Annotated in this window: 22 protein-coding genes; 4 read left to right on the top strand and 18 right to left on the bottom strand. The window is 28.6% G+C overall.

The annotated features are described in order from the left end of the window. Nucleotides 1-27 precede the first annotated feature (27 nt). Together CPJCM30710_RS00245 and CPJCM30710_RS00240 are read left to right on the top strand one after the other, a co-directional pair. A complete protein-coding gene (locus CPJCM30710_RS00245; RefSeq protein WP_212902151.1) occupies nucleotides 28-1,245 on the top strand; it encodes a nucleotidyltransferase domain-containing protein in 1,218 nt (405 codons plus the stop codon). Between the two features lie 656 nt (nucleotides 1,246-1,901). After that, nucleotides 1,902-3,368, top strand: coding sequence for a flippase (locus tag CPJCM30710_RS00240; protein ID WP_212902150.1), 1,467 nt, complete (start codon nucleotides 1,902-1,904; stop codon nucleotides 3,366-3,368). Nucleotides 3,369-3,673: 305 nt separating this feature from the next. Here CPJCM30710_RS00240 and CPJCM30710_RS00235 read toward each other — a convergent pair whose 3' ends face one another. The 10 genes from CPJCM30710_RS00235 to CPJCM30710_RS00195 all read right to left on the bottom strand — a co-directional run bounded on the left by CPJCM30710_RS00235 (nucleotide 3,674) and on the right by CPJCM30710_RS00195 (nucleotide 15,868). Beyond that, nucleotides 3,674-5,347 (bottom strand): hypothetical protein, encoded by a 1,674-nt coding sequence (locus tag CPJCM30710_RS00235; protein WP_212902149.1) that lies wholly within the window; start codon nucleotides 5,345-5,347, stop codon nucleotides 3,674-3,676. A 107-nt stretch (nucleotides 5,348-5,454) separates the two neighbouring features. Further along, complete coding sequence (locus tag CPJCM30710_RS00230; protein ID WP_212902148.1) at nucleotides 5,455-7,032, bottom strand: hypothetical protein; 1,578 nt, start codon at nucleotides 7,030-7,032, stop codon at nucleotides 5,455-5,457. A 602-nt stretch (nucleotides 7,033-7,634) separates the two neighbouring features. Beyond that, on the bottom strand, nucleotides 7,635-8,657 hold the full coding sequence (locus tag CPJCM30710_RS00225; RefSeq protein WP_212902147.1) for a glycosyltransferase: 1,023 nt from the start codon (nucleotides 8,655-8,657) through the stop codon (nucleotides 7,635-7,637). Nucleotides 8,658-8,679: 22 nt separating this feature from the next. Then, nucleotides 8,680-9,573: a hypothetical protein gene (locus CPJCM30710_RS00220; protein ID WP_212902146.1), complete on the bottom strand. Its 894-nt coding sequence runs from the start codon at nucleotides 9,571-9,573 to the stop codon at nucleotides 8,680-8,682. Then, entirely contained in the window at nucleotides 9,524-10,783 is a 1,260-nt protein-coding gene (locus CPJCM30710_RS00215; protein ID WP_212902145.1) for a hypothetical protein, read from the bottom strand. The genes CPJCM30710_RS00220 and CPJCM30710_RS00215 overlap by 50 nt, the downstream gene beginning before the upstream one ends. A gap of 398 nt (nucleotides 10,784-11,181) precedes the next feature. Further along, nucleotides 11,182-11,307, bottom strand: coding sequence for a hypothetical protein (locus CPJCM30710_RS17975; RefSeq protein ID WP_281413939.1), 126 nt, complete (start codon nucleotides 11,305-11,307; stop codon nucleotides 11,182-11,184). Then, nucleotides 11,304-12,443 carry a glycosyltransferase family 4 protein gene (locus tag CPJCM30710_RS00210; protein WP_212902144.1) on the bottom strand — a complete coding sequence of 380 codons (1,140 nt, stop codon included), beginning with the start codon at nucleotides 12,441-12,443 and terminating at the stop codon, nucleotides 11,304-11,306. The genes CPJCM30710_RS17975 and CPJCM30710_RS00210 overlap by 4 nt, the downstream gene beginning before the upstream one ends. A 32-nt stretch (nucleotides 12,444-12,475) precedes the next feature. Then, nucleotides 12,476-13,675: a glycosyltransferase gene (locus CPJCM30710_RS00205; protein ID WP_212902143.1), complete on the bottom strand. Its 1,200-nt coding sequence runs from the start codon at nucleotides 13,673-13,675 to the stop codon at nucleotides 12,476-12,478. After that, nucleotides 13,672-14,610 (bottom strand): GDP-L-fucose synthase, encoded by a 939-nt coding sequence (gene fcl, locus CPJCM30710_RS00200; protein ID WP_212902142.1) that lies wholly within the window; start codon nucleotides 14,608-14,610, stop codon nucleotides 13,672-13,674. Before fcl ends, CPJCM30710_RS00205 begins: the two co-directional genes overlap by 4 nt. A 19-nt stretch (nucleotides 14,611-14,629) precedes the next feature. Next, a complete protein-coding gene (locus CPJCM30710_RS00195; protein WP_212902141.1) occupies nucleotides 14,630-15,868 on the bottom strand; it encodes a glycosyltransferase family 4 protein in 1,239 nt (412 codons plus the stop codon). 241 nt (nucleotides 15,869-16,109) lie between these two features. Between CPJCM30710_RS00195 and CPJCM30710_RS00190 the strand changes: the two genes are divergently transcribed. Next, nucleotides 16,110-16,724: a YveK family protein gene (locus CPJCM30710_RS00190; RefSeq protein ID WP_212902140.1), complete on the top strand. Its 615-nt coding sequence runs from the start codon at nucleotides 16,110-16,112 to the stop codon at nucleotides 16,722-16,724. Between the two features lie 101 nt (nucleotides 16,725-16,825). Then, nucleotides 16,826-17,296, top strand: coding sequence for a tyrosine-protein kinase family protein (locus CPJCM30710_RS18180; RefSeq protein WP_212902314.1), 471 nt, complete (start codon nucleotides 16,826-16,828; stop codon nucleotides 17,294-17,296). 237 nt (nucleotides 17,297-17,533) lie between these two features. Here CPJCM30710_RS18180 and gmd read toward each other — a convergent pair whose 3' ends face one another. The 8 genes from gmd to CPJCM30710_RS00145 all read right to left on the bottom strand — a co-directional run bounded on the left by gmd (nucleotide 17,534) and on the right by CPJCM30710_RS00145 (nucleotide 26,230). Beyond that, nucleotides 17,534-18,619: a GDP-mannose 4,6-dehydratase gene (gene gmd / locus CPJCM30710_RS00180; protein ID WP_212902139.1), complete on the bottom strand. Its 1,086-nt coding sequence runs from the start codon at nucleotides 18,617-18,619 to the stop codon at nucleotides 17,534-17,536. Between the two features lies 1 nt (nucleotide 18,620). Continuing rightward, entirely contained in the window at nucleotides 18,621-19,679 is a 1,059-nt protein-coding gene (locus CPJCM30710_RS00175) for a mannose-1-phosphate guanylyltransferase (protein WP_212902138.1), read from the bottom strand. A gap of 27 nt (nucleotides 19,680-19,706) precedes the next feature. After that, nucleotides 19,707-20,351, bottom strand: coding sequence for a sugar transferase (locus CPJCM30710_RS00170; protein WP_212902313.1), 645 nt, complete (start codon nucleotides 20,349-20,351; stop codon nucleotides 19,707-19,709). Nucleotides 20,352-20,963: 612 nt separating this feature from the next. After that, the gene (locus CPJCM30710_RS00165; protein WP_212902137.1) at nucleotides 20,964-21,665 is read right to left on the bottom strand and encodes a hypothetical protein; all 702 of its coding nucleotides are present in this window, start codon (nucleotides 21,663-21,665) and stop codon (nucleotides 20,964-20,966) included. Nucleotides 21,666-22,210: 545 nt separating this feature from the next. After that, nucleotides 22,211-22,393, bottom strand: a complete 183-nt coding sequence (locus CPJCM30710_RS00160) for a hypothetical protein (RefSeq protein WP_212902136.1) — start codon at nucleotides 22,391-22,393, stop codon at nucleotides 22,211-22,213. 351 nt (nucleotides 22,394-22,744) lie between these two features. Continuing rightward, a complete protein-coding gene (uraA, locus tag CPJCM30710_RS00155) occupies nucleotides 22,745-24,055 on the bottom strand; it encodes a uracil permease (protein ID WP_212902135.1) in 1,311 nt (436 codons plus the stop codon). Between the two features lie 196 nt (nucleotides 24,056-24,251). Continuing rightward, nucleotides 24,252-25,178, bottom strand: coding sequence for an ABC transporter permease (locus CPJCM30710_RS00150; RefSeq protein WP_212902134.1), 927 nt, complete (start codon nucleotides 25,176-25,178; stop codon nucleotides 24,252-24,254). Continuing rightward, entirely contained in the window at nucleotides 25,178-26,230 is a 1,053-nt protein-coding gene (locus tag CPJCM30710_RS00145) for an ABC transporter permease (protein ID WP_212902133.1), read from the bottom strand. The genes CPJCM30710_RS00150 and CPJCM30710_RS00145 overlap by 1 nt, the downstream gene beginning before the upstream one ends. Between the last annotated feature and the right edge of the window lies 1 nt (nucleotide 26,231).

Below are 26,231 nucleotides of genomic sequence, written 5' to 3'. Positions count from 1 at the left end.
CATATTATTTATAGAGGAGGATTATAAATGAATAGTACACAAAAAACATTAGTTACCTTATTATCTGCTGCTATTCGTGGAAAAGATATTGATAAATTAGATATACATGATATTAACTGGCGAGAAGTTTATGAGGAAGCTAAAGCTCACGAGGTTTATGCCCTTATTTATCCTCTTTTTAAGAAGATGAGTAAAACCTGTAATATCGACTCTATCTTATTGACTGAATGGAGTAAAGATACAATTATTAACAGTATAGTGCAAACTCAGCATATCAATCAAATGAAAAATGTTTTCAAAGCTTTTGAGGAAGATGGTGTTCCTGTTATTGCTTTAAAGGGCTTAATCCTTAGGGATTTATATCCTAGGCCTGAATTTAGGACTATGTCTGATGCTGACATTCTAGTAAAAGAAGAATTTGTTGAAGCAGCAGAAACGGTTTTGCTTCAGTTAGGCTATAAGAAAGATAGCTCAATTGCTTATGAATGCTGCTTTATCCATGAAAACAATCTTTCCATTGACCTTCACTGGTCTTTAAGTAATCATGAACATTTAAGAAATGTAGCCCCCTTTGAGGATACAGTGTGGAATAATCTCAGAGAACTTGATTTCCACGGAGTTAAAGTACAAGCTCTTTCCCTTGAATATGAACTAATGCATCTTTTCATTCATATAGCATCCCATATGATTAAATCTGGGTTTGGGGTGAGACAGCTTTGTGATATTGTTGTATTTATAGAAAGTGAGAGAACTGCGATTGATTGGGACTTACTATTTGATTTATCTGAATCTTGCAGGCTTAATAAACTTATTAGCGTCATTTTAACCTTATGTGATACTTTACTTGATTTAAATGTACCTGCTACTTATAAAACAAATTACTTTGACTCAGCTGAATATATTAAAATTTTAACCAATGAGGTTTTTGAGAGTGGTGTTTATGGCAAAAGGGATGAAACTAGAGTAACAAGTACTAGAATTCTAAGTCACAGCTTACAGTCTAATGATGATTTTAATAAATTTAAGCTTATATTTAGATATGTTTTCCCATCATCGGATAAGTTGGACAAAAGGTATTCATATGCCTCCAAGTATACTTTCTTAATAGTTTTTGCTTGGTTACACAGAATCTTTTATGAATTGTTTCTTAATACCTTTAAAAGACTAAAAGAACTTTTCAAACTTAGTTCAACAGCTTCTTTAGTAAAAGACAGGTTTGATTTAATTGATTGGTTACAATTATAAGTAAACACTTAAAGAACCTCTCATTACCATTAATAACTATAGCAATGTTTCTTTTACTAGATTAACTTTTGAATGTGAATAATTAGCTAAATTAATATAACTAAAATTGGTTATACTGTTAGAAATTCTTGAAAAACAGATATTTATATAGATAGTAAGATTACTAACACCATAGATAAATGTAAAATATTCAATACTTGTACTGGTGGAGTAAGAGGACAGGAACAACTTAACACGCTGGCAAGCACACTATTAAAAATTATGATATTTACAACTTCGCTAGAATCAAAAGAACATACAGTAATACTAAAAATATGTGTGGCATTTAAGTGGTAACTAGCAATAACAAGCTTCATCACAATCCTAATACATCATCCTATTTAGTGAAAATTATCATATATTAACGATTAAGAATTTTTTATGTCCTAAGCATTTAATTGTAAATTTTCTCTCTCTAATGATAAAAAGTATTTTATGTTATAGTTATCAATTCTAAGTATAGAAAAAATACTACGTTTAGAGGAATATACGAATATACCGGAAGAGATACTTATAAGATAGGAAATATTTTATAAAAGAATATATCTTTTATTATATTTTAATAATAAATAATTACGAGTGAAAATTAAGTAGCAAATATAGGGGAGTATTTATATATGAAACAAGAATCAGTAAAAATTAATATATTGTTCAACATTCTAAGAGTTACAATGGCAGTTATATATCCAATAATAACATTTCCATATGTCGCAAGAATATTGATGTCAGATGGTGTTGGAAAAGTTGAATTCGCTAGAACGATAATATCATATTTTATTATAATAGCAATGCTAGGTATTAACACATATGCTACAAGAGAAGTTGCAAAGTTGAGACAAGATAAAGATAAACTAAGTAAGTTTTGTCATGAAATGATTATAATAAATATTTGTTCTGTAATAGTAGCATATTCATTTTTTTTATTTTTTCTCTATTTTTATAAAAGTGCATTTAATCAAAAGTCTTTATATTTAATATTAAGTATAGGAATAATATTAAATGCTGCAGGTATGGAGTGGCTATATCAAGGTTTGGAGAAATATATATATATAACGGTAAGAACAATATTTTTTCAAATAATATCATTAATTTTATTATTTTTATTTGTCAAAAACAAAAATGATTATGTTTCTTATGCTTTATTAATAACAATATCCTCTTTTGGATCAAATATTTTGAATTTAATTAATTCTTTTAAATATATAACTTTCAAAATATATAAAAATTATAATATTAAAAAGCATTTAAGCAATATAGTTATTATCTTTGCTACTAACTTAGTAATGAGTTTATACGGACAGGCAGTAGTTATCATTTTGGGTATATTGGGAAATGATGCAAATGTGGGGGTATATAGCACATCATTTAAATTAATACAATTAATAATCTCAATTATGATATCTGTAAATATAGTTGTATTTCCAAGATTATCATATTACATAGAGATAAAAGATAACACTAGCTTAAATAGAATACTAGAGGGCGGATTTAACATACTGTTTTTGATTGCAATTCCTATTACATTAGGATTATTTTTATTGGCTAAAGAAATAATACTTATATTTGCTGGCAGTGGCTTTTATGAGTCAATTATATGTTTAAAAATCTTATCTCCAGTAATTATATTAATAGCATTAAATAATTTTATGGTTTATCAAATATTAATGCCAAATAATAAAGAAAAGCAATTCTTAACGTCTATTATAATAGGTAATGTGGCAAATTTGTTTATTGGACTGTCTTTAATCTTTATGTATAAAAACATAGGGGCTGCTATAACAAGGGTTATAATTGAGCTAGTTATTTTCATAGTTCTATATAAATATTCGATTAAGTTATTTAAGCTTAAGATTAGTTTAAATAATTTTATAAGTGTTGGAATAGGTACAGCTTTAGAATCCTTAATTATTTTAACAATAAAAAACTTATTTTCAAGACCAATTATTATTTTGGTAATATCAGTATTTGTATTTTTTATTTGTTATTTGTTTGAATTAATAATATTAAAAAATAAGTATGCATTAGATTTTATTTATTCAATTACTAAAAAAATAAAAAGAACAAAGCTAAGTTTTAAAATTTAGTTTTGTTCTTTTTACTAAGGAAATATAAGTAAATTAAAAATTATAAAAAAGTCTATGTTTGGTAGAGCTAGTTTTAAGTTACTCAGAGAAAAAGTGTTATAAAATATTTAGAAATCCAGCTATAGGTTTAGATAGGTTCCATCAAAAATCAACCATTATTTAATAGAGAATCTTCCAATAAACATTGAGTATATTTATCTATCTTTGCATAATTGTGCTGCTAATTCGATAACTCTAAGTTCAACTATTTTCTAATTACGCATAATCATTTAAGCACTTCCTATTCAGTCTACACATCTGAAATATTAATAAAACACTAATTTGCCTTTAATATTTATTGTTGTATATATATTTTCACTTTTATTCACATTTAAATTATGAATACTTATTTTCCCTCCATAATTCTCTAATACAATATTATCTACCCCTCCTTCTTTATTACCCCTTCTTTCAATGTGAACTTCATCCTTATTTCCTTTAATGCTAAACTCAGATAAGATTACGTCAGTTTCATTTTGAGCGGTTATACCAATATCAAAATTAAATTCACCTTCTGGCAAAGTAATTAAATCATATTGAGTGTTATCATTGACATTAATTTTAATATAATTAATGTTATTATATATTACTTTAGAATTACTTTTTTTATCACGAATAGGACTAATGCAATATGAATTAATAATCTTACAATTGTTAATTTCAACATCTTTTGTTGTCTTTATAATATTAAAACAGTTAATAAATGTAGAATCATTTATTTCTGTATTAGCTCCAATTATAGTTAAAGCTAAATTTGCATTATCTATGTTGTTTCTTGAAGTTGAATTGTTATATCCACATGTTATAATTCCATTTTTAATTGAAGATACTTTATTATTAGTTATTTTTAGAAAATTACCATATATATCTCCTACTAAAATACCTGAAGTATTGGAATTGGATCCTTTGCCAGTGATAAAATTATTTGTAATTATTGAAGAATCATTAAAATTCCTACTATCTTTACTTACTCCCGGAGCTACAATATATCTAATACCATCCTGATTAGCACTTGGCTTTAATTCATTACCACTAATTATACCGTTATAAGATACATCTTCAATATGAATATTACTATCAATGGCACTTATATCCCCTTCACAAATATTATCTATAACTTTATAATTCGTTACATGTGCTAAATTGATTTCAAGTCCATATTTACTTTTAACTATATTCTTAGATACTATTACATTACTACAAAATATATGTGGTGTATTTATACCAATTGTTGCATCCATTAACCTATTATTCTCTATAATAATATTTTTACTTGGATTACCTAAAGGACTTATATCTACATCTATATCCTGGCTAGATTGATTATTTATCTGAATTCCATACTTACAATTGTCAATACCATTATTAGCTACATATAAATCTTCTATCCCTGTTGAATCAAACCATAGCCCGTAAATATTTGCATCACCATTAGACATAAATGTATTAGTATTAATCTTATTATTAGTAAAATTCTGATTTTTAACATTATTAACTGAGTTTACCACACCTTGCATTGCTGTATTTTGCACAGTATTATACAAATCAAACCATAATCCATTTACAGTACACCCTTCTCCACCCCACCTAAACGCACATCCTGTTGTTGGATTAACTTTAAATATTAATCGTGACATATTTCCAAATGAATTAACCCCTGTCCCGTTTATTATGCTTGTTATCAAATAAGCTGAACTAGTATAATAAACATCCATTCTATTAGCTCTAGCGAAATTATAGGCATCATTGATTGCTTTCGTATCATCTGTTACTCCGTCTCCCTTTGCTCCAAACATTTCTACTGATATATTGCCGCTACTGAAATGTTTGTAACCTGAAATCTTATTATGATATAATTTCATTTCTCTTAAAAATAAGCATAGTAATATAAGTGTAATTAACACTACTTCTATACATACATTTCTTTTTAATTTGTTCATTTTAAATCCTTCCCTATTTATTCCCTTCGATATTATTTATAAAGCCCCTTAGTTTAAAGTTCGACTTTTATACAAGCTTTAAGCTAAAGGGCTTTTTTATTCTACTATTAAATATAATATGAAACGGAACCTTCAATACTTATTGTTATTGTTACATTCTGATTGTTTCCATCAATATAATTAGATGCCTTCAATATATTATTTGATTTTGTTAAAGTTATTCCTCCAAATGATCCATTAAGAACTTCACACTTTTTAGTTGCCGTAAAATTAATTTCATCATACTTAATATTATACTTTGACGAAATTAAATTAAATCCATTCTGTACTATTATGATAATATCAAAATCAAATTTTCTTTGAGGTAACATTATTACATCATATGGTATATAACTTGCTATATTGATATTTCTATTTGTAATACTAATATCTTTATATAAAACAGTAGTATATTTGTTGCTATCATAAATAGGAAGTATATTATTTGAATTAATAAACCTACAATTTTCAATTACTATATTCTGTGCCGTATTGATAATATTAGCACAATTATTAAATGTAAATTTATTTATTGTTGTTGTATTACTTAAAACAAATAATGCTAAATTAACATCTTTTACACTATTATCAATCGCAGTAATATATTTACCACATAAAACCAAACCCTTATTTACTGAAGATATATAATTATCATTAATTAAAAGATAATTACCATATATATCTCCTACTAAAATACCTGAAGTATTGGAATTGGATCCTTTGCCAGTGATAAAATTATTTGTAATTATTGAAGAATCATTAAAATTTCTACTATCTTTACTTACTCCCGGAGCTACAATATATCTAATACCATCCTGATTAGCACTTGGCTTTAATTCATTACCACTAATTATACCGTTATAAGATACATCTTCAATATGAATATTACTATCAATGGCACTTATATCCCCTTCACAAATATTATCTATAACTTTATAATTCGTTACATGTGCTAAATTGATTTCAAGTCCATATTTACTTTTAACTATATTCTTAGATACTATTACATTACTACAAAATATATGTGGTGTATTTATACCAATTGCTGCATCCATTAACCTATTATTCTCTATAATAATATTTTTACTTGGATTACCTAAAGGACTTATATCTACATCTATATCCTGGCTAGATTGATTATTTATCTGAATTCCATACTTACAATTGTCAATACCATTATTAGCTACATATAAATCTTCTATCCCTGTTGAATCAAACCACAGCCCGTAAATATTTGCATCACCATTAGACATAAATGTATTAGTATTAATCTTATTATTAGTAAAATTCTGATTTTTAACATTATTAACTGAGTTTACCACACCTTGCATTGCTGTATTTTGCACAGTATTATACAAATCAAACCATAATCCATTTACAGTACACCCTTCTCCACCCCACCTAAACGCACATCCTGTTGTTGGATTAACTTTAAATATTAATCGTGACATATTTCCAAATGAATTAACCCCTGTCCCGTTTATTATGCTTGTTATCAAATAAGCTGAACTAGTATAATAAACATCCATTCTATTAGCTCTAGCGAAATTATAGGCATCATTGATTGCTTTCGTATCATCTGTTACTCCGTCTCCCTTTGCTCCAAACATTTCTGCCGATATATAACCTAAAAATCCACCGTTCACTATCTTTATCCCCTTTGTTTATCTTATATACACTTTTATCGTAGTTGATTATAAAATTTTTACTAAAATATAATATGAAAAGTATATAAATATTGATACTTTATAAGCTAAGTTTCAAATATAGATTTTCAAGTATAAGAAAAATGGAGGATCAAAATATAGTTACCAATATATAAGAATCCCGTGAAACTTATAGAATACATTGTGTTGCAGCTCTGTTAACGATAGATAGGATTAAGTACGGCAAGAACAAGTTCACTAGATTAATGAAAGAAATTCATATATGAAGACAGTTTAAGTGTAAATACAAAACTATAACTATTTCTAAGCATAACTATGCTGTAATTCCTAATTCTTTAAATCAGGACTTCTACATTTATAAACCAAATAAAACTTGGGTTGGATATATATATATATATATTGCAACCAATGAAAACTAGCTCTATGCCACAGCTATTTAGGATTTTGGTCAGTAGGTATTAAAATGACTAAAAATCTAACAATAACAGCATTGGATCAAACAGTAAAAAAAGGATTGTCCATGAGAACACTTCAACATTTGTATATTAATAATAAAAGATACTGACATTAAATCTTACATATTATCCAAAATATATTTTTTCATGTTTTTTAATAAAATAATCTGGATTAATTCTTTTGATATATTCTTTTGTATTGCAAGATGGCTTCCATTTATTCATAATCATATGCTTTATTTTATTAGCTAAATCAATCGAATCCCCACATTTAAAACATATTCCCAAATCATACTTCTTAGTTAAATATCCTAAATTACTATGATCAGCTACTATGCATGGTATCCCTCTATATATTGCTTCAGTCATAGGTCCACTGTTTCCAGTAAATACTTTTCTATAAGGAATAACTATAATATCTGAAATATTAATATTATATTCAAATTCATCATTTGATACTTCTTTTAGAAAAACCTTTGAATTAATACCATATTCTTTTGATTTTTTCAATATATAACTTTCAGAAAAAAACTCCTCTTTACCTACAATATTAAGTAAAATTCTATCCTTATATTCAGTATCTAAATATTTAAATGCTTCCAATAAAATATCCAAACCTTTATCCCATCTTGTTCCTCCTAATGCGGATACGATTATTTTTTCTTTATTTATAACATTTATATCTTTATATTTTAAATTATCATGAAGTATAGGATAGTCTACAACTTCAACATTATTGATATTGTACTTTTGGAGATATTCCATCATGTATTCAGAGTTTACTATGATTTTATCCATTTTTTTGCTTGCCTTTTTTAATAATAAAATCTTTATATAATTATCAGGCATTCTATGAATTGTTCCTATAAAGGACGTATTGGTAAACTGAGAAAAATAATTTATAAAAGATATAGTATATAATGAATCAAAGTATAAGAAATGAATTGTTTTTTCACAATTATAAAAATTACATTCTTCATGGATTCTTCTAATAAAATTTAACCTACTCTTTATATATCCCAACAATGATTTATCATTAAATTTATATTCTTTAATTACTTGTATTGTATCTTTAATACTAAGTAGCTTATCAGAATATATTTTATGATGTCCTCCTGAAAAGCTATCAACCAAAAAAACTTTTTTCATATTTTTACCTCTATAACAAAATTTAATATTTTTTTAAAAATCCTTTTAATCTATTAAAATACAACGAACCGCTATTATAATAATAATGCTTCATTAATGATTTAGCTCTTCCTTGAAAATGTAATGAATTTATTCTTATATATTTATTAGTCTTTAATGAAAAAACATGTGGTATTTTATCAATTAACTTTATTTTTTTTATTCTTAATAATTTATCATATTCATATTCAAGGTTATCATAATTATTGGAAATGTTTATATTATGATCAATAACTGAGTCATTTCTTGAAATTGCTGTATTTAAAATATTATTTTTATTCTTACTCCAAAGATACAATAATGTCATATCACATATACCACCAGGTAAACTATTTAAATTATGCCATTTAAATTTTTCTTTAAGCATACCTATATTGTTAGAATATATGAAAAAAATATAATTAATAAAATCATCAAGAGAATCAATTGTCCAATAGGAACAATGAGGAGAAGCGCTCCAAATATAATTATCTTGATTAATAGGAATAGATAATCCCCCAAAATAATCATTATTTTTTATATACTGAGAGTAATCTGCATATGTTAATACATCACTATCAACCATAAATGAATTATTAACATTATTCAACTTCATGAATTCTCTTAATAAAAAATATCTTTTAAAACAATTAAGTTCAAAAAGGTATGAATTAGTTGACATATGCATATATTCTTCACTAAAATTCTTAAAATCTTTTAAATCATAAAATGATGAATTACTAAAGTGATCCCAATAATTAGAATTTGATTCATCTCCAATTAAATGTACAATAGAATTATATTTCTTAGCTGAATTTAAAGCATATTTAATGTATTCTTGTCCTCCATTATGTATGAATACTACTGGTATTTCTTCTTTTAATTCTTTTTGTTTCATACATCCTCCAATCAGCAGATTTTATTTTTTCAGGTTGGTATTTTATAAGTAGTAGAATAAAAATTAAGGGTGCATCAAATATGGGTTGAGAAAATAATAATGTAATTATAATTGGTGACATTGCAACAATAAGTTTTTTACTAAAATTTGTAGAGAATAGAGATAGTAAATATATTAAAAAATATAAAAATAATCCTAAAAGTCCTATTTGACCAATTGAGGAAATCAAGTTTATTCCTGTATTTCTTTTATCTGTATAATAAAAATATCCATTTCCAAACAATGGTTGTTCTCTTAGAATATTTTCTCCTACTTTAAAACCATCTAACCTGTCAGTTATTGAAGCTTGTCCATAACCCAATTTACCTTTTATACCAAAATAAGGCATATTAAATATTAAATAGACCCCTAAAATAAGAACACAAAAAGCTAAAATATATTTTTTAATTGAATATTTTTTGTTTAATATTATATTTAATGCGTAGGCAAAGAAAAGATTGATGATACTTATTGTTGAAAACGTACCAAATAATCCAAATACAAGAATTAACTTAATAATTTTACTGCTTTTAAAGTAATAATCACAAATAAATATAGACCAAATAATGAAGCATTGAAATATTCCAGACTCCCTAAACAACCCCAACAATCTAATTGTTTCGAAATTATTATTAATTAAAAACTTCCCATATGAAATAGTAAAAGGTATGTATACTTTTCCACTTTCATAATTATAACCTCTTACTGGTAATCTAAATAAGTATATTTTATCTATATCAATAAATATATTTATAATGAATGTTATTATATAAGAAACACAACATATTACTATAATTACAATAAATATTTTGAAGAATTTATAATTTAATTCATCATCTTCTAAAACTAATGAAAATACACTAATTGATATAATATTAGATATTATTGATTTTAATACAAAATCAATATTGCTATTATTAAGAAATATGGCTTGAAAACCAAGATAAATCCAAAATATATAACACATTATCAGTATTGGAATGGTATTTAAATTTAGAATATTGTATTTTTTACTATAACCATAAGCGAAAAAGATTATTAAAGCTACTATTAATAAAATCATTGCAATATTAGTATAATTTTGTCCTAGCACAGTTGGTCTCATTGTATAAGCAGATATGATTAACAAAATTGTAATAATGTTTGTAATTATTTTGTTACTATTTATCATCATTTCCTCCATATTTATAACATCTATAGTAAGACATTGATTAATTACTTTTTCTCATTTCGCCCAAAATTCAGATAAAAATATACTTTATTAACCTTTCCATTTTCCAAAGTATATTTCGCTACAGAAATAACTATATTTTTCATCTTAAATTTATACCAATGTTCTTTATGCCAAATTCTTTTGGAGTTGATTACATAAAATAATAATACGTATTTTTTTAATATACTGCAAAATATGCTTAATAAAATATATGTTGATTTTTCATACTACCAATTATAACCAAACTGCTTTTTTCATATATTACTTAATTGAAAACTAATTTGACCTAATTCGCCTCTAATGTAAATACCTTTAAGCTGTATTTCCTTAACATTATCAATAAGCCATACATTCCATTATCTCCCTATAACGTCCTTATGTGTATAGTACGCAGCAAACTCTGTATTCTCAATTTTTGCAAATTCTTCTATTTGAAGATTTCTATATGGCACTTTTACATTAGTTATAATAGCAATCTTCATTTAGATTCTCCCATTAAGACTTTATTGATAATTTTATCACTTATAACATCCCAGTTAAATTTAGTGCATATTGTTAATTTAGCTGCCTTACTTACTTTATTTTTTAATATATCATTGCTTATTATATCAATGACCTTTTGCGCCCAACTTTCCACATCAAGTTTATCTAATATAAATCCATTAATACTATTACTAATCAATGTGTTAGAACCACCATTAACTGTAGTAATAATAGGAGTTTCAAAATACATACTTTCTAAAATTACCATTCCAAATATCTCATAACTTGTTGGTAATAAAAATACATCTGCCATATTATACAAAAATGGTAATTGATCTTGATCCAAACTTGGTATATAAAGAAGTTTATCCTTAATTCTAATTTCATCTGCATATTCCATATACTCTTTTACTTTATCTTCTTCTCCATTGCCAACTAAAATAAATACTGTGTCTTTCTTTCTACTTAATACTTTTCCAAATACATTGAACATAAATTTTATATTTCTTCGCTCCTCTAATTTTCCTATATATAATATCTTTTTATAATTTAGAAAATTATTTTCTATGTTCTGTATAAGAGAATCTTTATTTTTAACCTCATTAAAATTATCAGTATTTAATCCAACACCAATTACTTCAATATTCTCTAATCCTTTATTTTGCAAATACTTATATGCTAAATTTGACTTAACAAATGTACATAATAAGTTCTTATTAAATAAAGAAATAACTATTTTGTCATAAATTTTTCTAATAAATAAATTTCCTGTATCATTATATGGTCCATGATACAATACAACCTTTTTAGGACATAATTTAGCTAACAATAAAGACATCATATGATTATATTCTGTTGTAATAATCAAATCATATTTACTTAAAAATTTATAATTAAGAAGCTTAGGATATACTATACTATTTAAAACTTTTATTCCTGGATAAAATAATAATTTTATGGTATTGTCCTTGTGCTTATATTCTTTTATATGAGTTTTACTTTTATTGCTATAAAATACTACATCACAATCATATCCTTTTCTTGAAAATCCCTCACACATCCCAAGTTCTTGAAGATTGTAAGAGTTCGGATTGACACTTATTGAAGAATTTCTTACAAATAATATTCTTTTCATCTTAGATACATCCAATCACATTTAATTAGTTTCTAAATTAATTCTGTATAGCAATTAACATATTTTTCAGCAAAACACTCCAAAGTATAATTGCTACTATATTTTTTATATGAATTAATAGATAATTCTTCTATTTTGGCATCATTCTTTAATAACTTGATAATTTCATTTTTAAGCATATTTGAATTCCCTTTGTTAATCATAACTCCACACATTTCACCAATTTGTTCCCTTACTCCTCCAACATCAAATGCCACTATTGGTAATCTATTAGACATTGCTTCTAGTATTGTAGTTGGAAAGTTATCCTCAATGGCTGTGGATAAAAACACATCAGCTATAGCATAAATTGAATTAATTTTCTCTTTATGCCTTATATACCCTAATTGAATTAAATTTTTGTAATTTATATCTTTAATCTCCTTACCAACAGAAATGAAAATTATGTCCTCACTAAAGTCAGTAATAACATCAAACAAATATTCAATTCCTTTTCTTCCATCATTTGGATCAGCGGCAACAAACAAGACTATCTTTTTATCAATAGGTATACCTAGCATTTTTCTCTGTTCAACTTTATCTATTTGTAAGTTACTGTTATTATCAATTCCATTAGGAATTACATTTATTCTATAATCCTTTAAATATGATTTCTTAAACTCATCCGCTAGCCATTGTGAGGGAGAAATAAATATTGTTTTCTCTTTATTAAGCAGATTCAATATGTTGCGTTTGCTTCCCCAAGTTGATTTACTTCTATCAATATATCTCTTAGGATATAACTGCTTCTGTTCACATGAAAAACACTTGTCCCGCCACTTATTACATTTGCCTGGGAATGCACACCCTCCTGTAAATGTCCATTGATCATGTAATGTCCAAATGATCGGCTTGTCATATTTCACTACTAACTTTAGTAATTTTTCATAATTTATATAGTATCCATGCAAATTATGAAAATGAATTACATCGAAATTCTTAATATATTCTTCTATCTTATTGTTGAAATACAAGTTATAAGGCTTTCCTAAAGCTCTATTCATTAATGCAGATAAATAAGTATCAATGTTCTTACCTATACGAATGGAGTTCTCATCTCCATGTTCTCCTCTCCCATATAAAAATATAGATTCATGTTCTGTATTTTTATTAATGTATTCATGAAGACTATTGGCTATAGAAGCAGCCCCTCCTCCTCCTATATATCTTGTATTAACCTGTAAAATCTTCATATTCCATCAACCAAAACATCCAAATAACTCTCATAAGCCATCTGAATTCCTTCCCTCAATTCAACCCTATGACTCCATCCCATCTCATACAACTTACTTACATCACAGAGTTTCCTTGGTGTCCCATCAGGCATCTCTGTATTAAATGCAATATTTCCCTCATATCCCACTGCTTCTTTAACAAGCTCTGCAAGCTCTCCAATTGAAACCTCTTCACCTGTTCCAATATTCACATGCTCTTCACCATTGTAGTTCTCCATCAAAAATACACATCCATCAGCCATATCATCCACATATAAGAACTCTCTCAATGGCTTACCTGTACCCCATACCTCAACAAAAGGAGACTTGTCCACTTTCGCTTCATGGAATTTCCTTATTAGAGCAGGTAATACATGTGAATTGTTAAGATCAAAATTGTCATTAGGTCCATACAGATTTGTAGGCATACAGCTTATAAAATTATCCCCATACTGCCTCTTAAAGAACTTACACATCTCAAGTCCTGCTATTTTTGCTACGGCATAGGCTTCATTAGTAGGCTCTAATGCTCCAGTGAGAAGGTACTCCTCCTTAATAGGTTGATTACATAACTTAGGATAAATGCACGTACTTCCAAGAAATAAAAGTTTCTTAACATTAAAATCATGTGCAGACTTAATTACATTGCATTCAATCATGAGATTTTCATATATAAAGTCAGCTGGATAAGCATTATTAGCATTTATACCACCAACCTTAGCAGCTGCCAAAAAAACATACTCAGGCTTTTCAACCTCAAAAAATCTTCTGACCTCCTCTTGGTTAGTCAAATCAAGCTCCTTATGAGTTCTATATATTATATTGTTATAGCCTTTCTCCTCAAGCCTCCTTACAATAGCAGAACCAACAAGTCCTCTATGACCTGACACATATATCTTGCTTTCTCTTTCCAAATCAACCTCTCCCCTCAACCTACACCTTTAGAATAGCTTCCTTATATCTCGTAATTGAATGCTCCTTTTTCAAATGTTCTTCTAGGAATATCCTTCCAGATACACCCATTTCCTTAATATTTACTTTTCCCTCAATGATCTTTAGCAAAGTATTATAAACTCCATCATAATCTCCAGGTTCTATGCATAAACCACACTTAGCTTCCTCAATAATGCTTCTTGCTTCAGAGCCTTCCTCTAGAACCCCTACGATTCCTTTACCTGCAGCCATAACACCATAAAGCTTACTCGGTACTGAAACCCCCTTTATGCCCTTTGCATTTATTACCAAGTGGATATCAGCAGCATTTAATGAATAATTAAGATTTTCTTTTTCTTGATATGGTATAAACACTACATTATTTAATTGTTTATCATTAACATAACTGATAAGCTTATCTCTAATTGAACCAGAACCTACAAAAGTAAATACTACGTTATGATTATTTTTAAATCTTTCTGCCACCTTTATTATATTTTCAAGGTCGTAGTAAAGCCCCAAGTTACCCGAATACATAATGACAATCTTGTGTAAAAGATTATGTTTTTTCTTAAACTTTATAACCTCAATATTATCTTTAGACAATGGAAATATCTCATTTTCATCTACCCAGTTATTAATTATAGTTACGTCTTTTAATCTATTTTTACTAAACCTCTTTTTTAAGGTTTCCTCCATATCTCTTCCAACCAAAATTATTTTTGATGCCCTTTTGCAACTTATACAGTCTATTTTCTTGGCAAGCTTTAAAATAATCTTACTCTTTGAGTATCCAATAGCCTCAGTCTGCTCAGGATTAAAATCCTGAATGTTATATATAAGCTTGGCTCTTTTTAATATGCTTCCAATTACCCCTAATATCCCACCTAAAATAGGTGGTTGTGATATGGTTAATACATAGTCCTGTTTACCAAGCTTAAAGGTAGCTAAAAGAGCATTTATGAAATAGGCCATTATATTTTTTATTCTGCTTATCTTGTTACCTTTCGAAAACTCAGGAACTCTTACTCTTATTACAGAGATATCTTTATAGCTCTCATAATAAAATCTTTTCCCTTTATAAAATTCTTCTACCTTTCCTTCATAACTTGGTACAACACATATAACTGTAATATTAAATTCACTTGCCAACCCCTCAGTAAGCTCAGTCAGTATTTGTGCTGTGGAAGCTACATCTGGATAGTAATAATGGGCATATATCAGTAGTTTCTTTTTCATTTAAATCCCTCCTTACTACTATGCATTTATCCACGCTGAAAACATCATTTTACCATATTTTTCATTTATTAATTTAATTCTATATATCTTTCATTTTGTTGTCAATATTTTACATTAATTCATTTTTGTGTATTTTTTCTTTTATTATTTACTTTGTTTATCACATGTATTATTATTAAATTATGTTACTAAATTACATTATTTTACAAATAAACTACAAAATATAAGAGGTGTTTAATCGATGGAATTAAAAGAATTTCTAAGCATAATTAAAAAAAAGCTGTGGTTTTTAATTCTTGTAACCTTACTGACCACAGGAGTTACTTGGGCAATAACAACCTATTATATCCAGCCGCAGTACAGAGTATCTACTCTAGTGATCATAGGGGATAAAAATCTATCCTCTACATCAAAACCTAACATTAATGATATGGTTCTTTACCAAGGCCTGGCTCAAACTTACGCTGAATTTGCCGCTACAAGAAAGGTTGCAACAGATGTCATAAATACGTTAAATCTTAATATGTCGAGCGCCCAGTTAATGTCAATGATATCTGCAGCACCAAGTGAAAAATCACAATTTTTAAATATCACTGTAATTTCAACAAATAAAGATGAAGTTGCTCCAATAGCTAACCAGGTAGTTAAATCATTAAAAAAGGTTACTAAAAATATAGCTGACCCAGATACTATACAAGTTATAGATGAGGCTATAACTCCAAATTATCCATTTTCACCTAATATTGCTCTTAACTCAACTGCAGCATTTTTCTTAGGTATTATGTTGTCAATTGGAGTAATATTTCTACACGAATATGTAGCTGGCTCTGTTAAAACCGAGAACGAGCTTTCATAATTGCTCGATGCTCCTGTGCTAGGTGTTATACCTAATACAAGCAAGTAGGAGGAAATAATTATGATATTCAAATCTAAAAAGTCACTATCTAATATTAATTAATTAAATCAATAGTTGTAACCTCCTCAAACTCAAAAGAAGGTAAAAGTACAGTAGAATCTAATCTTGCTATCTCCTTCTCTCAAAGCAATAAAAAAGTATTATTATTAGATTGCGACTTTAGAAATCCAAGTGTTCATAAGCACTTTAAATTATCAAATACAATTGGTCTATCAGACATATTATTAGGTAACCATAAAGTTGAAGATTGCTTACAAAATTGTGATGTAAAGAATCTATACATCTTAACCTGTGGTAACATACAACAAAATCCTGCTAAGATTTTTTCAAGCAACTTAATGATTCAATTAATATCTAAATTAAAGGAATCTTTTGATTTAATAATTTTAGATACTCCTCCAATACTATACTTTTCAGATACTCAGATACTTTCAGCCATTAACGATGGAACTATCATAGTATCTAAATACGGCGAAACAGATAAGGAATCTATAATCAGGTGTAAAAAATAGTGGACAAGGTAGGTGGTAAAATTATAAGATCTATAATGAATAAAGCTCCTAAAAAGTTCACTGCCTGCTACTATAAAACTTATAATAAGATATCTAATTTAACAGTATAACCAAAAGCTACTTTAAAGCTATTTTTAAGCTTTAAAGTAGCTTTTTATTTGCTGTCATTTCACAAAGTGAAATCTGACTAAAGCTGAGCAGGCTCACTGCCTGTTCGGTTTTATTATATTCATTAAATTAATTAGTAGCAGCAGCTTCCTCATCAACCAAATATTTGCCTATACTTCTACCTGCAATTTCCTTCATGTCCCCATCAACCATCATTCTAATCAGTTCCCTAAAGGAAACCTTTCTTTCCCATCCTAGCTCTCTCTCAGCCTTTGTACAGTCTCCCCAGAGAAGTTCAACCTCTGCTGGTCTAAAATACTTAGGGTTTACATCAACAAGAACCTTTCCTGTTTTCTTATCAATTCCCTTTTCTTCTATACCTTCACCATTCCATTCTATATCTACACCTACTTCTTTAAATGCAAGCTCTACGAATTCTCTTACAGTATGAGTCTCATTTGTAGATATAACATAATCCCTAGGTTTGTCTTGTTGAAGCATTAACCACATAGCTTGTACATAATCTCCAGCAAACCCCCAGTCTCGCTTTGCATCAAGGTTACCCAAAGAAAGCTTATCCTGCTTTTCAGCTATTATAGATGCCACAGCCCTCGTGATCTTTCTAGTTACAAAGGTTTCTCCTCTCCTTGGAGACTCATGGTTAAACAATATTCCATTACATGCATAAAGACCATATGACTCTCTATAATTTACTGTAATCCAATAAGAATAAAGCTTAGCAACTCCATAAGGACTCTTTGGATAAAAAGGAGTTTTTTCACTTTGTGGAGCTGTATGAGGTAGTCCACCAAAAAGCTCTGATGTAGACGCTTGATAGAATCTACAATTCACTCCAGTTTCTCTAATAGCATCCAATAGTCTTATAGTTCCAACACCTGTTGCTTCTGCAGTATACTCTGGAACTTCAAAGGATACTGCCACATGTGATTGTGCTGCAAGATTATATATTTCATTTGGTTTAATCTTTTCCATCAATCTATTTAAGTTACTAGAATCTGTTAAATCTCCATAATGAAGAAACAATCTCTTATTTCCTATTTCCTCATTCTCAAAGAGATGATCTATTCTGCTTGTATTTATAGTACTGTGTCTTCTTACGATTCCATGTACTTCATACCCTTTTTCCAATAAAAACTCTGTCAAATACGAACCATCTTGTCCTGTAATTCCCGTAATTAACGCCCTTTTCACCATTTTAAAATCCCCCTAGTATCTTCTCTTTTAAAATTTTTATATCATTCATTTTTTCTTTTTTTGCAATCACTATTAATTCATCGGTTTCAACATAAAAAACATCCTCAAGTCCATAAAAAACAATAGGCTTTTTATGTCCAATTCCAATGTTGTTTGTAGAATCAATAACTTTTATATTCTCATCACATATATTTTGATTTTTATCTTTTTCCCTATATCTCTCTAAAGAATTCCAGCTTCCTATATCATCCCAACCAAAATTACAAGGTATAACTCTTATGGAATCAACTTTTTCAAGTATTCCATAATCTATAGAGGTTACTTCTGTTTTACTATAGTTCTCATTTACATATTTGAAGATTAAATCCTCTTCTATATTTTTTAAACCACTTAAAGCATGATATGTTGATGGCATGTTCTCTCTTAAAAGCCTTAATATTCTCTCAACTTTCCACAGGAACATGCCTCCATTCCAGAGATAGTTTCCTTCTTTTAAATATTGTTCAGCTTTATCCTTATTTGGTTTTTCCACAAACTTTTGTACCTTTATTACCTGATTATTATTTATATTTATAATATCTTCTGAGCATTTAATATACCCATAACCAGTTTCAGCTCTATCTGGAGCCATTCCTAATGTTAGGATTTCTCTTGGATAATCATTTAAAAACTCTCTACCATTTCTTATAATCTGTAGAAACCTATCTTCATCATTTATTAGATGGTCTGATGGTAATACTACCATTGTAGAATTCTTATAATATCTATCTATAATAAATGAAGAAAGTGCAATACAAGGTGCTGTATTTCTTCCCTCTGGCTCTACTATTATGTTCCTTTGTGGCAGTTCTGGAAGTTGTTCCTTTACTAACGGAACGTACTTTTCTACTGTGCATATAAATATTCTTTCTAATGGAATTAAAGGTTTAATCCTGTTTACTGTCATTTGAATCATTGTCTCATTACCCAAGAGATTTAAAAATTGCTTAGGTTTATCTTCCGTGGAAAGAGGCCAAAATCTTGTTCCTTTTCCACCTGCCATTATTAATGCACACAGCATAATATAATCCTCCCAATATCTTTATCGCTATCTAGCATTATCATCACCAAAAAGAACTCCAATTGTTTTAAATATAAGCTTTATATCAATCCAAGTATTTCTCTCTCTTACATACTTAATATCAAGCTTCATCCAGTCCTCAAAATCGATATTATTTCTTCCTGAAACTTGCCAATAGCAAGTAAGCCCCGGCTTCACATCAAGTCTCTCAAGCATCCATAATTGGAACTGATCCACTTCTTTAGGTAGACTTGGTCTAGGTCCAACTAAGCTCATTTCTCCCTTTAATATATTTATTAACTGCGGAAGTTCATCGATACTTGTCTTTCTTATAAATTTACCTACTTTTGTTATTCTAGGATCATCCTTAATCTTAAACATAGGTCCACTCATCTCATTCTTTTCTATGAACTTGTCCTTAAGTTCCTCTGCATTTATAACCATGGACCTAAACTTATACATATTAAATCTTCTTCCATCTTGTCCTATTCTTTCTTGTTTAAATAATATTGGACCTTTACTCTCTATCCTTATAGCTATAACTGTGACAATCAATATAGGAGTCGTTATTATGAGACCACAAATAGCTCCAATTAAATCTATTAGCTTTTTTAAAAATAGATACGCCGTTCGTTCTTTAACTCTAGTAACTTGTATACTTTTCTCTAACATATTAAACTCATTTGAAGATTCAAATGTTATTGAAGCTTTTTCTTCCATACCTTCTCCCCCCTTAAGCTGATAACTTATAATATACTTTCATACATATTTATTAAAGATTGAATTTTTTTCTTTACTTTAAGTGAACAAATTCAACGCATACTTCTATCCTTCCAGTAGATTCGTATAATATGTATATCAATATCCATTTATATCCATTTATATACATATTATATAGTTAGATAATGTTATTTGTAAACTTTTGGTAAATACCTCAAATTTACATTTTGTTGCATCTTTCCTCATATATTATTGTTTTATTTTGTAAAAATCCATGTTATACTGTATTATTTAAAAACTGCTAGAATAGTGCTTCAATAGTAAAATAATCATCTAATTATTTTACGTTTGTACATATAGCCTGTATGTAAATATTTACTTGGTTTTCTCAAATGGCTAATCCAAGAATATAGGCTATGTCGATAAAATTTGTTAAAATTTTTTACATATTTAAAATTTCATCTAAGTTTATAACTACATCAAAAATAGCCTTAAAGCACTGAGGTATATCACCAATGCCTTAAGACTACATTTACATATGTTTCATCTCTTTTTAAATGAGATCTATTTTGTATATTTATTAAGCACGTTAATTTTCTTTTGTAAAAGTTTATTATGTTCATTTATCGAAGCAGTAAGTTTCTTTGATGCTTCATTTATAGCATTAGTATTCTTATCATCAACTGCATCCTCAAATTCATCCATTGCTACTCTATGATCTTTTTTCCATTTATCCATTTCATCTTTTAATGAATCAAGTTCTTGTTTTGCTTCTTTATTTGAATTTTTCCAGTTTTTAAAACTTTGTTTTCTTTTTTCTCTTAATTCTTCAAGCTGCTTTTTAGCTTCATTCTCAGATATTTGTTTATTATCAACCTTATCTTTTATAGCCTTAGTTTGATCTCTTAAACTAACACCATTTCCTTCTTTATTGTCTATTTTTGTTTCTATTAAATTAAACATCTCTTCACGAAGTTCAGTTCTCTTCTTAATTGCCCTTTCAAGTGCCTGCTTATTCTCTTTTGTTAATCCTTCAGCCTTCAAAAGCTGCTTTTCCAATTTATCATGATGATCTCTATCCTTAATTCCAAGCCGATCCTTTCTTTCTTCAAGTTTTGCCTTTCCTTTTTCAAACTTTTGCTCAATTGATGAATTCTCATTTTGATTCTCTACTATATCTGGAGTATTCTGTAGTTGAGCATAAGCTATTGTTGGTGCTGTTAAAGCAACAACAATAATTGATGTTAGTATGAATTTTTTTTTCAAAATTATCACTCCTTAGCCTTAATTAACATATATATTATGAGTAAAAATTTTGGTTTAAATTCAGCAGAGTTATATTATTGTTACATTTTATTATTATAATTACATTATTTCCAAATAAAGCTGAGCAGGCCTGCCTACTCAGCTTTAATCATATTTCAACTTGTGAAATAGCAACAAATTAAAGGAAGTACTCAAAAGCAATTCTCTTATCTAGACCTTTACTTTTGATAACTTCCTTATATCTAATTCCTATTTATCATTTTTCCTATTTTTATTTTGAATTTCTGGTACTGGTTCAACATCATTTTTCTTTGGACTTTGAAATCTTTTACTATTCCATGAAGATTGTTGATCTTTTTTAGCCATAAGCTCACCTCCTAAGTTTTAATTAAACTTAGTTTTTGAGGTAATCTATTTTTTATACCACTAGAATTCTTGTACTAAATATAAACAACTTCAATCCTTAATAAATTTCACAAAATACCCTTCACATGCAATGCTTTTTCTAAGGATATATAAGTTCATTATTCATAGTATAATACTAATTACTTCTCTACTATTCTTTGTATAATACTTGCTTCAATAAGTTCACTTTTACTAAAGCCTTTTCTGAAATAACGTATCTGCTTATAGTTTACTTCATTCATCGTAAAATCTAATACATCTATCCTATCACCCTTGTAAACAACTGGTTCTCTTTCACCTTTTAAATATACATGTAACTCCATATAATTTTCATCCTCTCTTTATATCCTTTTTTTTATTTTATAATATTATAATACTTAAATTTCTTTAGGAAAAGAGTTTGTAGATTCATGCATGCTTAAACTTTACAAATTAAAAACTAATTGTTTAAGTATTTTAAGACAATGTTATTATAATACATTAGGGTTGTTAAGTTTTTTATTAGGAATATATAATTTTTTTAATTTATTATAGAGTTAAATCTCTATGCTCGCCTTTTATAAAGCGCTCAATTTTAGTTAAGCTCTACTTTATAAAATGCCAACAAATAAGAAAATTAATTTATTATATATAAAAGGCTGCCTAATTTTATAAGGCAGCCTATCATAATTAATTTATTCTTCTATGTCATTCATTAACTTTAGTTTATCGAATATCATGAATAATATGTTTAAAACCATTGCTATTATTGTAGCTAATGCCATTCCTTTTAATTCGACACCAAGGTTAACCCTTATCTCACTTAATCCTATTATTAATATTACTGAAGTAAGTATTAAGTTTCTTGACTCTGACAAATCTACCTTCTCTTCTATAAAACTTCTTAATCCAGATGCTGCAATTGTTCCAAATAGTAAAAGTGAAATTCCACCAACTACTGGAATTGGAACACTTCTAATTAATGCTGCTAACTTTCCTGAAAATCCAAGAATTATTGAAAGTACACCTGCACCGCATATTACATAAACACTATAAACTTTAGTTATCGCCATAACACCTATATTTTCACCATATGTTGTAGTTGGAACTGATCCAAAAAGCCCTGATAATGTTGTTGAAAGACCATCACCAAGTAAAGATCTGTGAAGACCAGGCTCTTCTGTAAGATCTTTTCCTACAATACTTCCTGTTACAGCAAGGTGCCCTATATGTTCAGCTATTACAACAAAGGTTGCTGGTAATATTGTTAATATTGCAGTAGTATCAAACTTAGCAAGTGCTATATGTGGTGCTGCAATTATACTTGCTTGATTCATGGCATCAAAGTTTACTAAACCCATCATCCATGCCGTTATGTATCCCACTACAACACCTATTAATATAGGTATAACCTTTAAGAATCCTCTACATAATACGGAACATAAAATTATAGTTAAAAGCGTTGTCATTGAAACAATTACCCAAGGACCATTAAACACCTGAGTATTTGATCCTCCAACTGGAAATCCAGCCATATCAGCTGCTGTTGGAGCAAGCTCTAAACCAATAATTGTAACTATAGCTCCCATAGCTGCTGGTGGAAAAAGCTTCTTAATCCAACCTATTCCTGTAAGTCCAACTATTATTGCCACTGCTGAGAACACAAGACCTGCTACAACAAATCCACCTTGTATTTGTTGAAATGAGTATCCATTACCCATTAATACAAAAACTGGTGATAAAAATGCGAAGCTTGAACCAAGGTATGCTGGTATCTTTCCTTTTGTAATCACTGCATACAATAATGTACCAATACCATTAAAAAATAACACTGTTGCTGGATCAATATTAAATAATATCGGAACTAATACTGAAGCTCCGAACATAGCAAATAAGTGTTGTAAGCTAAGTGGAAGTGCTCTCTTAAGTGGCAACTTTTCACTTATGCCCACTGTTCTTTGTTGTTTTTTTTGTGCTAACTCTTGTTTTAAGCTTACGTTATCCATAATACTTCCCCCTTTGAATGTTTCTTTTTGGGGAGTTTTCGCCCCCTTTTTAGCCTCTCTGGGCTAAATTAAAGTTTGTGAATTTATCTTTTGTGTTTAGTTATATTTTATACATAATAAAACTTACTAGGCGTAGAGTCTATCAGTTTTAGCAAGATTTCACTTTATAAAATAGCAACAAATAAGTTACAAAGCTTTATCTCTCTTCTCTAAAGTAAGCTAATCCCAATGCTTTTGGTGGAGAATTCTTCTTTGATTTTTTCGCCGAAACAACTACAAGTACTATAATTGTAACTATGTAAGGAAGCATTGCAAGAAAATACTGATTAATTACTGCCTTTTCTAATCTAAATCCTATAATATCAAGTCCTCCAAATAGATAAGCACCTAATATTGCTTTATATGGATTCCACGCTGAAAAGATAACAAGTGCAACAGCAATCCATCCTCTTCCTGCTGTGACGTTTTCTTGCCAAGCAGGAACATATACTAATGAAAGATAAGCCCCTCCAAGGCCTGCTAAAGCACCACCTAGAAGAATATTGATATATTTATATCTGCTTACATTTATACTTACAGCATCTGCTGCTGCAGGACTTTCTCCAACAGCCCTAAGGTTTAACCCTGTTTTTGAGTTATAAATATATAACCCAGTAGCTATAGTAATTAAATATGAAAGATATATAAATACATCTTGATTAAAGAATATTTCACCAATAAACGTTATTTTACTTAATAGTGGAATTGCTACAGGTTGAAAAAAAATTTTAATGTTTTCTGGAACTATCTGCCCTACAACTTTTTGTCCTACAAGGCTTGATATACCAGTCCCAAAAATAGTTAAGGTTAATCCTGTAACAACTTGATTAGCTCTTAAAGATATAGTTAATACCCCATAAACTAAAGCACTTAATGCTCCTGATATCATTGCTGCTAAAAGAGCCAGGAATGGATTACCTGTGCTGTAACCAACTAAAAATCCTGCTACTGCTCCCATCAGCATCATACCTTCAACACCTAAGTTAAGATTACCCACCTTTTCAGTAATTATCTCACCTAAAGTCGCTAGCAAAAGCGGCGTTCCTGCTATTACAGTAGCATGTAAAAATGATACCACATCCATTATTTTGTCCTCCTTATAGCAATTTTGTATTTCATAAATAGATCACTCCCAAGGACGAAGAATAGTAATAACGCCTGGATAACAGATGCTGCAGCGTTTGGTATACCAAAAGCAGTTTGAATATAAGAACCACCTTGTACTAGTGTCGCAAAAAGAAATGAAACTAGCAGTATAGCAATTGAATTAAGATTGGATAACCATGCAACAATAATTGCAGTATATCCTACTCCTCCACTAATCTCTGTAGATAATGTCTGACTTACCGCAGAAGCTTGTATAAAGCCTGTAAGCCCGCATAAAGCACCACTTATACCTATTGCCTTAAGTATAGTTTTATTTATACTAATCCCTGCATATCTTGCTGTATTTTGACTCTCTCCAAGAACAGAAATTTCATATCCAAGCTTAGAATGTTTCATTATTATATAAAACACTATAACTATTATAATTGCAATTATCCATCCTATATGAACATTAAACAGGCTAGGAAGTATAGCATTTTCCGAAAAATTTGGTATCTTTGGAAAATTCATAGCCTTTTTATCTCTTAATGGTCCATATTGTAGATAGGTTATAAATTTTAAAGCTATATAGTTTAACATTAGAGTCACTATAGTTTCATTGGTATTAAAATATACCTTAAGTACTCCAGATATAGCTGCCCAAAAAGCTCCAAATATTAAAGCAGCAATTACCATTAATAATAGTAAAACAGGTTTTGAAAGGGTTGACATATTTAATGCAACTAATGTCGCACCAAGAGCTCCCATTAATATTTGTCCTTCTCCTCCTATATTCCAAAACTGCATCTTAAATGCTACTGATATTCCTACAGCTGTAACTACAAGAGGAATCGCATTTATAATCGTTTGTCTTATTCTATTAGGTGAACCAAGAGAACCTTTTAACATCGCTCCAAATATTTCTATAGGGTTATATCCTAAAATTTCAATGAACCCTCCAGCTATTATTAATGCGAATATTATAGCAAATATCATAATTTTTATTCTCGTAGCTTTACTTATCTCTTCTCTTTTTATAAGTCTAACCAAA

Source organism: Clostridium polyendosporum (genome assembly GCF_018332455.1).
Lineage (GTDB): Bacteria > Bacillota > Clostridia > Clostridiales > Clostridiaceae > Clostridium_AY > Clostridium_AY polyendosporum.
This window is presented reverse-complemented; position numbering and strand designations above follow the sequence as displayed.

Bases quoted from the DNA above. Each gene is read 5' to 3' on its own strand.
- CPJCM30710_RS00245 (WP_212902151.1), top strand. From the start codon at position 28: ATGAATAGTACACAAAAAACATTAGTTACCTTATTATCTGCTGCTATT.
- CPJCM30710_RS00240 (WP_212902150.1), top strand. From the start codon at position 1,902: ATGAAACAAGAATCAGTAAAAATTAATATATTGTTCAACATTCTAAGA.
- CPJCM30710_RS00235 (WP_212902149.1), bottom strand. From the start codon at position 5,347: ATGAACAAATTAAAAAGAAATGTATGTATAGAAGTAGTGTTAATTACA.
- CPJCM30710_RS00225 (WP_212902147.1), bottom strand. From the start codon at position 8,657: ATGAAAAAAGTTTTTTTGGTTGATAGCTTTTCAGGAGGACATCATAAA.
- CPJCM30710_RS00220 (WP_212902146.1), bottom strand. From the start codon at position 9,573: ATGAAACAAAAAGAATTAAAAGAAGAAATACCAGTAGTATTCATACAT.
- CPJCM30710_RS00215 (WP_212902145.1), bottom strand. From the start codon at position 10,783: ATGATAAATAGTAACAAAATAATTACAAACATTATTACAATTTTGTTA.
- CPJCM30710_RS17975 (WP_281413939.1), bottom strand. From the start codon at position 11,307: ATGAAGATTGCTATTATAACTAATGTAAAAGTGCCATATAGAAATCTT.
- CPJCM30710_RS00210 (WP_212902144.1), bottom strand. From the start codon at position 12,443: ATGAAAAGAATATTATTTGTAAGAAATTCTTCAATAAGTGTCAATCCG.
- CPJCM30710_RS00205 (WP_212902143.1), bottom strand. From the start codon at position 13,675: ATGAAGATTTTACAGGTTAATACAAGATATATAGGAGGAGGAGGGGCT.
- CPJCM30710_RS00195 (WP_212902141.1), bottom strand. From the start codon at position 15,868: ATGAAAAAGAAACTACTGATATATGCCCATTATTACTATCCAGATGTA.
- CPJCM30710_RS00190 (WP_212902140.1), top strand. From the start codon at position 16,110: ATGGAATTAAAAGAATTTCTAAGCATAATTAAAAAAAAGCTGTGGTTT.
- gmd (WP_212902139.1), bottom strand. From the start codon at position 18,619: ATGGTGAAAAGGGCGTTAATTACGGGAATTACAGGACAAGATGGTTCG.
- CPJCM30710_RS00175 (WP_212902138.1), bottom strand. From the start codon at position 19,679: ATGCTGTGTGCATTAATAATGGCAGGTGGAAAAGGAACAAGATTTTGG.
- CPJCM30710_RS00170 (WP_212902313.1), bottom strand. From the start codon at position 20,351: ATGTTAGAGAAAAGTATACAAGTTACTAGAGTTAAAGAACGAACGGCG.
- CPJCM30710_RS00160 (WP_212902136.1), bottom strand. From the start codon at position 22,393: ATGGAGTTACATGTATATTTAAAAGGTGAAAGAGAACCAGTTGTTTAC.
- uraA (WP_212902135.1), bottom strand. From the start codon at position 24,055: ATGGATAACGTAAGCTTAAAACAAGAGTTAGCACAAAAAAAACAACAA.
- CPJCM30710_RS00150 (WP_212902134.1), bottom strand. From the start codon at position 25,178: ATGGATGTGGTATCATTTTTACATGCTACTGTAATAGCAGGAACGCCG.